At 57.0% G+C, this 11,811-nt stretch carries 15 protein-coding genes; 7 read left to right on the forward strand and 8 right to left on the reverse strand.

Annotated features, from left to right (window positions below):
• Positions 1-742 precede the first annotated feature (742 nt).
• The 4 genes from FJT57_RS15930 to FJT57_RS17480 all read left to right on the forward strand — a co-directional run bounded on the left by FJT57_RS15930 (position 743) and on the right by FJT57_RS17480 (position 3,211).
• Entirely contained in the window at positions 743-1,696 is a 954-nt protein-coding gene (locus tag FJT57_RS15930) for a ParA family protein (RefSeq protein WP_058365046.1), read from the forward strand.
• A complete protein-coding gene (locus FJT57_RS15935) occupies positions 1,693-2,244 on the forward strand; it encodes a hypothetical protein (protein WP_125919943.1) in 552 nt (183 codons plus the stop codon). The genes FJT57_RS15930 and FJT57_RS15935 overlap by 4 nt, the downstream gene beginning before the upstream one ends.
• A 203-nt stretch (positions 2,245-2,447) precedes the next feature.
• Positions 2,448-2,636, forward strand: a complete 189-nt coding sequence (locus FJT57_RS17475; RefSeq protein WP_238994031.1) for a helix-turn-helix domain-containing protein — start codon at positions 2,448-2,450, stop codon at positions 2,634-2,636.
• Between the two features lie 38 nt (positions 2,637-2,674).
• The gene (locus tag FJT57_RS17480) at positions 2,675-3,211 is read left to right on the forward strand and encodes an RNA polymerase subunit sigma-70 (protein WP_238994032.1); all 537 of its coding nucleotides are present in this window, start codon (positions 2,675-2,677) and stop codon (positions 3,209-3,211) included.
• A gap of 6 nt (positions 3,212-3,217) precedes the next feature.
• Here the strand turns inward: FJT57_RS17480 and FJT57_RS15945 are convergent, their stop codons facing one another.
• A complete protein-coding gene (locus FJT57_RS15945) occupies positions 3,218-3,649 on the reverse strand; it encodes a TRAM domain-containing protein (protein WP_123115060.1) in 432 nt (143 codons plus the stop codon).
• 302 nt (positions 3,650-3,951) lie between these two features.
• Positions 3,952-4,344, reverse strand: a complete 393-nt coding sequence (locus FJT57_RS15950) for a winged helix-turn-helix domain-containing protein (protein ID WP_058365039.1) — start codon at positions 4,342-4,344, stop codon at positions 3,952-3,954.
• A gap of 112 nt (positions 4,345-4,456) precedes the next feature.
• Between FJT57_RS15950 and FJT57_RS15955 the strand changes: the two genes are divergently transcribed.
• Positions 4,457-5,125, forward strand: a complete 669-nt coding sequence (locus FJT57_RS15955; RefSeq protein WP_058365038.1) for a DUF7509 family protein — start codon at positions 4,457-4,459, stop codon at positions 5,123-5,125.
• Positions 5,126-5,435: 310 nt separating this feature from the next.
• Here the strand turns inward: FJT57_RS15955 and FJT57_RS15960 are convergent, their stop codons facing one another.
• Complete coding sequence (locus FJT57_RS15960; RefSeq protein ID WP_058365037.1) at positions 5,436-6,761, reverse strand: orc1/cdc6 family replication initiation protein; 1,326 nt, start codon at positions 6,759-6,761, stop codon at positions 5,436-5,438.
• Positions 6,762-7,792: 1,031 nt separating this feature from the next.
• Here FJT57_RS15960 and FJT57_RS15965 point away from each other — a divergent pair.
• The gene (locus FJT57_RS15965; protein WP_058365036.1) at positions 7,793-8,203 is read left to right on the forward strand and encodes a helix-turn-helix domain-containing protein; all 411 of its coding nucleotides are present in this window, start codon (positions 7,793-7,795) and stop codon (positions 8,201-8,203) included.
• 74 nt (positions 8,204-8,277) lie between these two features.
• Here the strand turns inward: FJT57_RS15965 and FJT57_RS15970 are convergent, their stop codons facing one another.
• The 3 genes from FJT57_RS15970 to FJT57_RS15980 all read right to left on the reverse strand — a co-directional run bounded on the left by FJT57_RS15970 (position 8,278) and on the right by FJT57_RS15980 (position 10,619).
• Complete coding sequence (locus tag FJT57_RS15970) at positions 8,278-8,601, reverse strand: hypothetical protein (protein ID WP_058365035.1); 324 nt, start codon at positions 8,599-8,601, stop codon at positions 8,278-8,280.
• Between the two features lie 160 nt (positions 8,602-8,761).
• On the reverse strand, positions 8,762-9,577 hold the full coding sequence (locus FJT57_RS15975; RefSeq protein ID WP_123115061.1) for a hypothetical protein: 816 nt from the start codon (positions 9,575-9,577) through the stop codon (positions 8,762-8,764).
• A gap of 112 nt (positions 9,578-9,689) precedes the next feature.
• Positions 9,690-10,619 (reverse strand): ArdC-like ssDNA-binding domain-containing protein, encoded by a 930-nt coding sequence (locus FJT57_RS15980; protein WP_123115062.1) that lies wholly within the window; start codon positions 10,617-10,619, stop codon positions 9,690-9,692.
• A 155-nt stretch (positions 10,620-10,774) separates the two neighbouring features.
• Between FJT57_RS15980 and FJT57_RS16775 the strand changes: the two genes are divergently transcribed.
• The gene (locus FJT57_RS16775) at positions 10,775-10,930 is read left to right on the forward strand and encodes a hypothetical protein (protein ID WP_176329434.1); all 156 of its coding nucleotides are present in this window, start codon (positions 10,775-10,777) and stop codon (positions 10,928-10,930) included.
• A gap of 92 nt (positions 10,931-11,022) precedes the next feature.
• Here the strand turns inward: FJT57_RS16775 and FJT57_RS15985 are convergent, their stop codons facing one another.
• A complete protein-coding gene (locus FJT57_RS15985) occupies positions 11,023-11,370 on the reverse strand; it encodes a hypothetical protein (RefSeq protein WP_123115217.1) in 348 nt (115 codons plus the stop codon).
• A 48-nt stretch (positions 11,371-11,418) separates the two neighbouring features.
• The coding region (locus FJT57_RS17130; RefSeq protein ID WP_338035707.1) for a DUF6610 family protein at positions 11,419-11,811 on the reverse strand (393 nt) is incomplete at its 5' end.

An 11,811-nucleotide genomic window follows, 5' to 3' on the forward strand; every position in this document is an offset into this window, starting at 1 on the left:
CGGGGTACTTCAAAGTGGTCGTGATTACCCGTATAATCACGACCAATAGGGAAAGAAGTCTCATCTCCGATATTCCTACGATATAAGGGTTCTACTCACCAATCATCGAATCTGAGTTGATAATAAATCGTATGCCGCTATACCAAAATCGGAACCGGAAGGTGGATTCATTGTCGAAGCTAAATCGGGAAATACTGGGGCTGAGTCGGTTGTCCTTCCCAATCGTGTCATCTATTTCTGGCGAAATCACGCCACGGTTGTATTGACCACATTGGCGAAATCTCACTTTCTGCCGCCCCACAACGCCGCGAGAGTGTAGTCTTCTTCGGCGAACTCAGGGGATCAACCGTCCAAGAGAGATAGCGGATGGGCTTGCTTGACATCTTCACGACTGATTACGGGGCTGGGGACTCTTGGCTGGGAGATCATCTGAGCCCCGTCGATCACGGTACGAGATTATATGCAGAGCGTCGGTAGCTGATGTAGCTGAATGATTCTCTCCGTATCGAGGGAGAAGAATGGTCGACGGCCCGACCTTGTTCTACCTAGCGTGCCGACATCCGGCGAATTTTGCTTTACTCACCCACATACATCAGTTGTGGCAGTCCGTTATGAACGTCCATTGTGAACGGTCATTATGAACGTACAGTATGGTCATAAGGTGTGGTCTGTAGTTGCTACAGTGAGTAATGTGGTGTGTGTCTGAGCAACTCTTATTATCGATGCGGATGATGGTGCGCACATGCTACCAATAACCGTCTATAACCAGAGTGGTGGCCAATCCAAATCCACGATCACCAGAGATCTCGCCGCCGCCTACGCCGAACTCGGTCTCAACGTCCTCATCGCGGATTTCGACGCGCAAAATGGGAGCGTCTCGAACTATCTTGGCGTCGACGAAGACAAACACAACCCCGACGCCGACGACCTAACGCTCCACCTCATTGACCAGGGCAAAGGGCCGTTCCGCGATCTCATTCGCACGGCCGACGACGGCATCGACGTCATTCCCTCACACAAACGCTTCAACCGCGTCGACCAACGCCTCGACCAACACGCCGACTACCTCGAAGCGTCCAAACCCCCCGAGTGGGAGTATCCCCGATACAAACGCTTTTTCCAAGTCCTCCAAGACAACGACATTCAGGACGAGTACGACGTCATGCTCGTCGATCCGAACGCGAAAGCCGACGAAGGCTACTATCTCGCCCTCTACGCCACCCGCAACATCCTCATCCCTGCCGAACCCACGCGCGGCGGCATCGAGAGCATCGCCGGCGTCGAAGACAGCGCCCGCAACTTCGCCGAAGAGATGGATATCAACATCACACTAAGCGGTGTCGTTCCATCGAAAGTCGACGCCGGAAAGAAGATTCACAAAGAGTACCTCACTAAGATTCACGAGCAGTATCCGGCTCCAGTCTACTTCAAAAACCTCGGTGCGTTCGAGAAGGCCGAGGAGAACTACGAGACGGTGTTTTCTCAGCTGAAGGACGGCCGCATCCGTGACTACAACGCGGACATCATGCCGAAGTTCCGCACCCTCGCATCGTACATCTACCATCGCGCGGGCCAAGACCTCCCTAACGGCGGGTGGCCGCGAGAAGATCTATTCCACGGGAACGACATCTGGGGAGAAGTCGACCTCTCTCAGCTGACAACTGGCGGTCCCGACGCCGCTGAGGTGTCACAATGAGCTTCGAGTCAGGCGGCGATATGGAGAACCCGTTCGAGGACACAAATGACGAAGGCGACGACACTCAAGCCGACGAATCAGTAGAGATGGACATGGAAGACACGCAGCCTGTCGAGGACGACGAATCGACCAACGAGACCACTGGACAGGCGTCGAGTAATACGAGGCGCGACGACTTACGTGAAGCCGGTGTCGGACAAGAATCCGAGACCGGAGTCGACTACATTAGCGACCTTAAATCCGGCCGCAGGCACTCGAACGAGCAGCTCGCGAGAGCACTCATGCAACCGGAGTATCACTCCGAGTCGCCGCCAGTCCCCTACGCGACGTGGCGAGATGGAACGTCGACGGCACGCGACCGGACCACGCTCGAACTCAACCCGGACGTCGACGACCTTGTCCGAAAGGCCCAAACCGAGTTCGAGGACCGCTATGGCACGAACATCACAAAGGCCGATCTTCGCGAGTTCGCGATGGTGTACGGCCTCGCACACCTCGATGACGTCTTCGAGATGGCTGAAGAATGGGGCATCCAGTACGACAACTGAACCTATGCGCTTCCGTAATTGGCTTCGAACTGTTCCTTGACGTCATCAATATACAGACTTGTGAGCATATCCTTGCCAACTCTAAAGACGAATGGTCCATCCGTACATGAGGAGAAACCTGAGTGGTAGAACTCAGCCAGATACGCTCTAACCAACTATCTAGTAAGGCTTTCAATTGTTACCGAATTATTGGTAACCACCAGATGTACGAGGTGCTCGACGACACGGCAGCCCAGGTCATCCTCGCCATCAAAAGTGGTGACTCCATCCGGCGTGTCGCTCAGCACCTCCACAGACCGTACGAGACGGTGAGACAAGCCGTCAACCGTCTCGAAGACGGCAGACCTACGTCCACTATGACGACGGCCTCTCTGTTGTCGACCAGCGCGTGAGAGAAGCCGCGCGCGAGCTGGTCGCGGCAAGCGCCGGCGTGAGTCCACCCTCCATCGAGGAGGCATACATCATCCCGCAGTTCGGTGACTGGCCGTTCGCGTTCACGCGGATCGACACCATCTACGTCTGGATACAGGGCGGCTACCAGGTCAGCCGCGATCCCGACGACTACCCGCTCTTCATCGCTGTTCACGAGCAAGACGTCGACGCCTGGGAGACGTTCTTCGAATCGTTCGGGCTACCAACCACCTTCGAGCGCCAGCCCAGCGACGAGATCGATGGACCACTGCAGATCGTCCTCGATCCACAGACGTCACTCGAAATCGAGGACGTCGAAGGCTACCTGGTTATACCGCGCGAGGACACGATCGAGTACATGCGCGAGCACTACGCGCAGTTCCAGTCGGCGCTCGCGATGCTTGACCGTATGTACGACGACCTCGATCTCGGTGTCACTAGAGGCGAGGATCTCAAGCATGGCTCTCGGAGTGATTTCGGGGCATCGGCTGTCTCTGTTGAGACAGTCACGGCACTCCAGCAGTATCTGTCTGATCAGGTCGAACAGCTGCGGTGAAACAGCTTAGAGAGCCCGCGGATCAATATCAACGACGCTGGCAAAGGCAACGTTCTCCTGAACCTGCTCGATTTCGACGGTCGGCTCATCACCGGGTTGGCCACCAGGAACGATCACAACGTATCCACGGTCAACTTTCGCGATTCCATCACCCTGGTCGCCGGTTGTCTCAATTGTCACGTCCCGAATTTCGCCCTCCTCAACCGGCGGCCCAGAAGATCCACGCTGTCGGTCAGATTGGGCACGATCTGCGGACGCGGGCTCGTGCTCGTCCTGCGCCGTCGTGGGTGAGTCGAAGACAGCGATCCGATACGTTTCGCCGAGGGAGACAGTGTCATGATTGAGCTCCCCGGACGGAACCTCGACAACGTATGTCCCGTCCCGTTCGTGAACAGTCGCGCTGAAAACAGAGCGAAGCGAGTCCGGAATTTCGACCATTCGATGGTCCAATACTCGGCTGGTAGAGAACTTAACTCCATGGAAACGGCACGAGACAGCGACCTCCTGTATTGACGGGTAGTGCGGTGAAGCCACCGTTCTACCGCGATTGAACGTGAGAAGATGTGTTCTTGTTCGTACGGCCACATGGGATCTGCAAACGTCACGTCGAAAGAGGGTTAACCAACATCTCGACTCAACAAACCGTAGTTGTTGGTTAATACTATGAGGTACGGTAATCGCAGCGAAGATATCGAAGGGTAACAGGATCGCTGACAGGGGGCAAAGAACCCTACGACAGCTTACGAATAGGCGTCGTTGAACTCGCGTTCACGGCGCATCAACTCCTCGACACCATGCTCGAGGATCCCGCGTCCCATCGCTGTTGGCCGATAGTACGTGTAAAAGCCCTGGCTGTCAGCGGTTCGTCGCTGGCGCTTGTCGACGAGCCCCACATCAACCAGTTCGTCGAGGTGGTAGTGGAAATTGTGCGGCTCGACGTCGACCACAACCTTGAGGTCAGCAGCACTCAGTTCGTCGTTCGCGACGAGTGTTCGCAGGATGCGAAACCGCGTCGGGTGGCCGATCGCCTGTTGCATCGTGAGATACTCCTCGAGCGTCAGCCCGCTCTCCTCAGGGAGCGGCGGCTCCGGCTGGCGAACGTCCTCTGTTGGCTGGCGATCGGTTTCGGACATTGAGGGATGCCTCGGTTCGAGAGTTGGGACGCCACATACTTAGTCGTTCTCTACTAGAATATTCCTGAGAACACCGATATTTATATACTACTGTTCCGAATCGACGACTCGAATGCGGCAACGGATTATCGACAATCTCTCCCGGGCCACTGAAGATTCGGACGCCCTCACTCCAGCCCGGCGCGAACAGTTTCTCGTCTATCTGATGGGGCCGTACCGGACGTTCGACGTCGACGCGCTGCTACCGGCGGACGCGGATGTCGAAACCGACGTCCCGTCGTTCGCGACGTGGGACGAGGCCAGCGGCGAGTACGCTGAAGATGAGGTCTTGCGCCTCCTCCAGGAGACACGAGACTGTCTTCGCGACCGTGGCTTCAATGCCTTCCTCGCGATTGACGTCGGGATCTCGCTCGATGAGATGGATGCCGCCACACAAAGTATTGCCTTCGCGCAAGCCAGCAATGCGACGATTTTCATCGCCCCACAGGTAGGCGATAATCTCGGCGTCGGGATCGAGATCGGGAGCGTCCTTGAAGATCTGCTGTCGACAGCCGGAATGCAGGGACCGGCGGCCGACGCGACTCCACCAGAGCGCACGCGGCGGGTGATGGTCGCGACCGAACCATCGGTTCGAAGTGCCATGCTTGGGGCGGTCCACGCACGCTGGGACGCCAGCGTCCGGACGTTCACCGATGCCGCGGACTGCTGTCGGCTGTGCGCGCAGTTCTGTACCCACATTCAGAACGAAGAGCTCTATGGCTCGCTTGAGAGATTGGGATGATTCCGCCCCAAGCAAGAGAGGTAATATAGATTTCACGAAGGTCTCCCATGAGAGTTCCTCGAAAGACGAGGGGTGCCGGGAAGACCTACGCTCAGGAAATACGGAGTGTTGGATCCGGAGGAATCGAGAGCGGCTCCACTGCTTCTCAAGAATACCGGTGACTCGAGATCGCGGAGGGGCAGCCCTATCGATTTGTTGTGTGAGAGACCAACAAACTGTGTGGACCCACCCCTATCGACTTGTTCACGTCAGCGACGAAACTGAGTCGTCGACAACACCCTCGCCCCTATCGATTTGTTCGAGGGATGAGCTACTTTTTGAGCTGTGCGTTCACGACGGTGCGGAGTTCGTCGTCGTGGACGTCGTCTAGCCGCGAATCTTCCCGGAGCGTCTCAATAATGGTCTCCGGATTCTCACCAAACGTGAACTCGAGATAGCTGCCCGAGTGTGGCCCCTGACTTTTCCGCTCTGTCTCAACCAAGGAATACGTCGTGAGTTCCTTCATCTTATTCACGTACGTCTCCTGGTGGTACTGATCCGAATCAAGGGTGCCGGTCAGGTACTGATATACTCGGTATCCGATCGGGCTTATCGCTGCACCAGTTCCGGTTTCACACGCTACAGCTGCAGTCGCGAAAAGACAGAGCTTCTTCTGTGTGCTGATCCCACGAGTCACCTCTAACACGCGGTTCTTCTCAACTTTATCCTGAGCTTCTCGAACGTGCTCTTCACGGATTTCGTTTGCACCCGTTTTTTCTGCAATCGACCCCGCTGTTCGCATCAGGTCGATCGCCTTCCGTGCGTCCCCGTTGGTTTGCGCGGCGAAGGCTGCTGCAAGAGGGATGACGTCGTCACTGAGTGCATCCTCGTGGAAGGCATCTTCCCGAGCCCAGAGAATTTCCCGGAGCTGGTTGGCGTCGTAGTCACTGAAGTGAACGTCCTCGGGGGTGAACGAACTGAGAGCTCGACTTCCCACGCTCTCCATCATTTTCGTGTCGTTCGTGATCGCGGTCACGGAGACTTGGGCGGTGATCTCGTTAGTACTTCCAGCGCGAGAGAGCTGATAGAGAAGTCGGGAGAAGGCTGGTTCGTCCTTATCGCGACGACCGACGAGCATGTCGAGTTCGTCGAGGATGAACACGACTGTATCGTAGTGTTCGTTGATGAGGCGGTAGAGTTCGCGCCATTTTTTCTTGTTTGGAACCCCGTGCTCTGGGACATCGACAGTCGTTCCGATGTCGTTCGACACCTTTCGCGCAAGTTCGTAGACGGCTGCGCCGAGGGTCCCCACGTTCTGGCAGTTCATCTGAATGACGCCGAACCGGATATCACGACTTTCACAGAGTTCGACGATATTCTGGCAGACAGCGTTGATGATGAGAGATTTCCCGGTCCCGGAAGGGCCATAGAGGAGAAGATTCGGTGGCCGCTCGTTACTAATCGCAACGCGAAGGTGCTGAGTGATATCAGTGAGCTGGGTGTCACGACCGACGATACGTTCTTCGTCGACGATCTCGTTCGGTTCGAGGAGCGACCGGTTCTTGATGAGACTCGCGGCTTCCTCCTGCTCGAGAATGAGATCTTTGATAGAACCCGTGGACTCAGGGGTCTCCTCGGGACCAGGATCCGTGGGCATACCGAACCCCACTCTATCAGGATACTAAAAGATTCCCCTGTCGATTTCTTTTCTACCGGTACGGCGTTCAGAACCGGGATATCAGAGGGTTACACCGCTGTCTTCCGCGACCCCCGACGATTTGTTAGGAACCCTTCGTCTGGACCAATCCAGGAGAACTCCCGAACACCCTCTCACCCCTATCGATTTGTTCTGACCACAAAGGAGGGGTGGGGGTGAGAGAGTTCCCGAACGGACTAACAGTCCATCTCCGTCACGAATAGCACGGAATCGAGAGCTGCTTTCATCTTCTCTTTCTCTTCTTTCTAGTTCTAGTTCTAGCTAGCTAGTAGAACACACCTCTATCGACTTGTCCTAACTACACTCCTTCACTCTATTTCTTTCCTGATCAAGTATATAAACACGGATTGGGAAAACCAGGTGACGAACAGTGGGTTCAGGCATATTGTAGGTATCAGGGCGGGACGTCTTGCTATCCCCTCAGTTTCCCAAGTGAACTACTCTACACTCACCGCTATCGATTTGTCTAATGCTACTCCAGTCTACCGAATCTAGTAGAAATCGAGCTAATAAAGACTGATACGGTTAAATGATCTCATCCAGATGTGCCATATCCTCGTGAGTTCCTCGTGATCAACTCTCCCCTCCCCGCCCTTACTCGCCAGAACAAATCGATAGGGGTGGGTGTGTGGTCTTATCGACACGGTCGCGATAGATGCAGCCGATCGTGTATAGAGCCGACTCTATACTCGATTTCGGCATTTTCGTCCCATTGGTTCAATACTAGTCTTTCGTGTATGCCTCCCCGCTGAACAAATCGATAGAGGTGACCCTCCGTATGCTGGTGGTTTCGTTGAACAAGTCGATAGGGGTGCGTCTCACCAACTACTCAACCGACGTCAGAGATCTCGACCTCAAGTCTTCTTTAATGGCGATGGTACCGCAGACATGTAGGAATTCATTCAATTCGCTACAGACCGATTCGCATTTGAGCGAAACGCTTTTTCACGCAACACTCGAAATCTGTGGTAATGAGTACGTCCGACCACACGCCAAGCGACCTGGAGTCCGTTCGGGAGCGGCTCAACGTGGTCACCCAGGAGACGCGGTTCTCGCTCCTCCAGGACATCCTCGGGCATCCGTCGGAACTGCCGACACTGAAGGAACTCGACTACGTCAACCCGAACAAGAGTCAGACGACGATTCGCCAGCACCTCCAGCAGCTCGTCGACGCCGGCATCGTCATGGAGGTGCTCCTGCCCGAGGACCGCCGGCAGAACGACCTGCCGTACAAGTTCTATGGGCTCAGTGAAAGTGGTCGGCAGTTCCTCGAGGAACACAAGCTCCTCCGGGCACAAGACACGCTTCTAGAGATATATGACCGGGTTGAGAAGACGGACGACATCGAACGGTACGAGACTGCCCCGCGACCCGAGCGCTAACAGCTCTCGTCTTTCACTTCGCAGATGGGGTGTCACCCCGAACAACTGGGCAGCCGACTGTGACGTTCTCTCGTCTATTCGCCGGGATTGACGGGACCTTTGTACTGAGAGCGGATCTTGTCGCCGTCCCGCCACTGCCAGTAGTAGTAGCGGTTATCGTTGATCTCCTTGATCGTAATCGTCGCCTTCGATGGAACGTGATCCGGGAGGTCGTCTGATCGTTCTTCGATCTCGTCTTCATCCTCCGCCTCAGCAAGGCGATCTTCACGCTCACGGTATTCAGCGAGTTTCTCAGCGTAGCTCGCGATGTGGCGAAGGAGTTCGGGCGAGTAGTCGTCGAGAGTATCGACGACGTCAGGGGGAAGGTCTGCTGAGGGCGTCGGTGGCTCGTAGGGCATGGGCTGACCAGTGTTAACCAACACAGACGCAAAAGGCATAGTTTTGTTGGTTAAATCACTATCAACGGTTCTCCTGCACCTGTAACACTACTCGAAACTCTATATCAATGAGTTTCACCTGATGTTACAGCCCCCGAGGACTCTCGAACACTGGACGATCCTACGAGTTCGAGGGGAGCCGTCCATCAGGTCGTGGAACCCGCCCTTGTTTGATCTCGTGATCGACTCGCCGGAGATGTTTACAGCCGCCCTCGGGCGTTCGTTTCCTCCAGTCTGGACACGTGCAGGACTCGCTGATCACGTCGACCTCGTACCAACTCCCGGACGCGGATTGCACCTCGTAGCGACCGCCTTTTTCGAGCAGCGAGACGGCCATCTCCTCGTCGACGGCGCGTCTGGTGCGTGGTTCCAACTCGCCGTGTTGGTTCGCGTGCTCCGTGACGATCATTCGATCGCGAACGTCGCCAGTTCGTCCACCGTCAGGCGCGACGGCAGCCGGACCGTGGAGACGATCCTGCAGGAGGTCTTCGACCGGATGGCCTTCCGACCACAGATAGTGCACTTCGCGACGTTCACGATGGTCGTAGGAGCCGCAGGCGGCGGCGCTGCCGGCCCAGACACGCCACGCGCCGAGTGTAGCCATCACGTCGACGATGATCCGCGGAACGGTCTCGTACTCGTCGGGGTAGAAGATTCGGAAACGGGTACACTCTTCTCGGGGTGAGGCGTCGTCCCACCACTCGACGTCGTCGCCCCAGCTGTCGAACATCGACTCGTCATCTCCGTACCCGACGGTCACGCCGTCGATCTGTGGCACGTCCACCGACATTTCATCAGCTTCGCCTTCGAGCAGTCGGAGCACGGCGTATCTGAGATACTCGTGTTCCGGATGGTCGGTCGACTGGGCGACTTGGTCGTGGTATTCTGCGACTCGTTCCGCCTCCTCGAGAACGGTAGTTAGGTACTGGTCGGTCATGGGTCGATGGAGACGGGAGTGCGCCTCCGCCCCTCGGCGGGCGCTGATAAACTTAACCAACGACGACCCGTATTAACGTCCGATTGTTGGTTAACTGGAACGGACCACGAGTTCAGTCCTCGGCAACTATGCCGATAATCTCCTGGGCGGTCGAACTGATTCGACCGAGCCGATCCTGGATCACCTCCGCATCGTCGTTCTCCCACGCGGCGAGGTAGAACGCTGACCCGCTCGTGTCCAGTCCGAGAAACCGACCAACGATGTACGCGACGGCTTCCGCTTCGACTTCGCGTTTCGCTCTCTCGGTGTCGTCGTCGACGTCGAAATGCAGTAGCGCGTGAGCGTACTCGTGAATCAGCGTCACCGCGAGGTCGGCCTGATTCGCTCTATCTTTCGCTTCGACGACGGGTTGGCATTCGTGGAGGTTCCGGTGTTTGCAGACGCCTTTTGCGTCGCCATGCTCCCACTCAGCAGCGTTGACGACACGGACGTCTATATCGAGCGTAGTTGCTGCATCGAGGAGTGCTGGCACCAGGTCGTCGGCGTCTCCAGCTGCCTCGGTTTCCAGCTCGGGGAGCGGTTCGCCCTCGGTTTGAGACACATCGAAGACGGCAGTTGGTTTGAATCCAACCAGTCCTTTAGACCACTCCTCGGGCGGTGTCTCGTCGTAGTCACAGTCGCTTTGCTCGTGGTAGCTCGGTGAGTTCTCGCACTCGGGGCACTGCTTCGTAATAATGGGTGCCCAGATCCAGATCGCCTGTTCGCCTTCCTGGACGTACCGGTCGAACTCGTTCCGCCAGGTGTTGTAGCCCGCGACCTTCGTCGCCTCGGGGCACTGCAGCTTGATGAGCAGCGTGTTGCGATGGGAGTAGTCGTGGAAGCGACTCTGGACGTTGAGCCACTCCTGAAATTCCTCGCTGGCCTGGGCCTCGTCAACGTCGTCGACGAGCTCGTCGATCCAGGCTTCGATGGTACTGTGCATCTCGTCGTGTCGCGTGTCGGTCTCTTCGAACGAGACCGACGGCTCACTGGCTGTAACCATTGTATTCACCGAATCGAGTTCACGGCGAGTGCGTCAGTTCAGACGCGCCGCACCCCTCGGGGGCGCACAACAAACAACGGCGCTGCTGAGAGGGGTATATCGAGGTCGCTGTCGGAGGCTGGGATTAACAACGGTGCGAAGGTACCGTCGAGAGTATGGGGCTCGTCGACGTGCTTCGCGGGGTCATCCGAACCAGCACGGCCGATACGGCCACGCTGTATGAGTGCCGCCACTGTGGCACGACCCTCTCGGTCGACGCCGAGACGTGTCCGACCTGTGGTGGCGAGGACGTCGCCTGCTACCGATTCTAAGTAGGTCTTGCTCGGACCGCTACACTCGTTGCCGGCACAGCTTGAGTGATCGTGTTCGTTCGGCCCCCCTCGGTGTGAATGGGGAAATCTGGTTATCGGAGCGCTGCTTTCTCGTCAGCGAAGCCGACCGCAACGAGATACGCGAGGAACGCGTCGAACCGCTCGACGTCGCTGGGTGTGTCCGTCGCGAGGTGTCGCACCCACTCAATGGCCCACTGGAACGCGGGGTCTGTTCCGCCTTTGCCGTGGATATACCACCACCGAGCTGCTTTCAGGACGACGAGCGGATTCGTTGGTGGCTGCTCACCGGCGAGGCCACGCGTGATCGACTCGATCTCCTCGGGCACCCCGGCGGGATCGACCTCGCCTGATTGCGTGTTCGCTACGTCGACTGGAATTGCATCGACCGAAACGTCGTTCGTACGCTGTTGCTGACTCACCATCGAGCCCTCGCCCTCTCTGGAGGGCGCGACAAACCGCTCGTAGCGTCACGTAGGCGGAAAGTAGACGCTTTGCTCGCCGGCGATCTCCTCGAGGTTGTTTCGGTGCCGATGCGAGAAGTAGCACTCGTAGCTGCAGTAGCCACAGGTATCACCGGTGTCGTACTCGGCGACGAAGGGACCGCGCCGGGTCGTCCAGACGTTCGCTCCGCAGTCGGTACACGCAGCACTATCGAGATCGGTCGGCGATGGGCCTTCGTACTCGATCTCGAGAGTGTCGTCGTGTGGGGTCGCGTCGGGCCAGACACCGTGAGACTGCCAGAAGGCCTTGAGGCGGGCGAGACTGTGACGGACCGTCTTCCGAACCGTGACGTGGTCAGCGTTGCGACCGCTATCATCCCAGCCGTCAGCCGTCCAGAACTCACCGAACTGCGCGCCGCG

It is taken from the genome of Halobellus captivus, assembly GCF_007655485.1.
Taxonomy (GTDB): domain Archaea; phylum Halobacteriota; class Halobacteria; order Halobacteriales; family Haloferacaceae; genus Haloquadratum; species Haloquadratum captivum.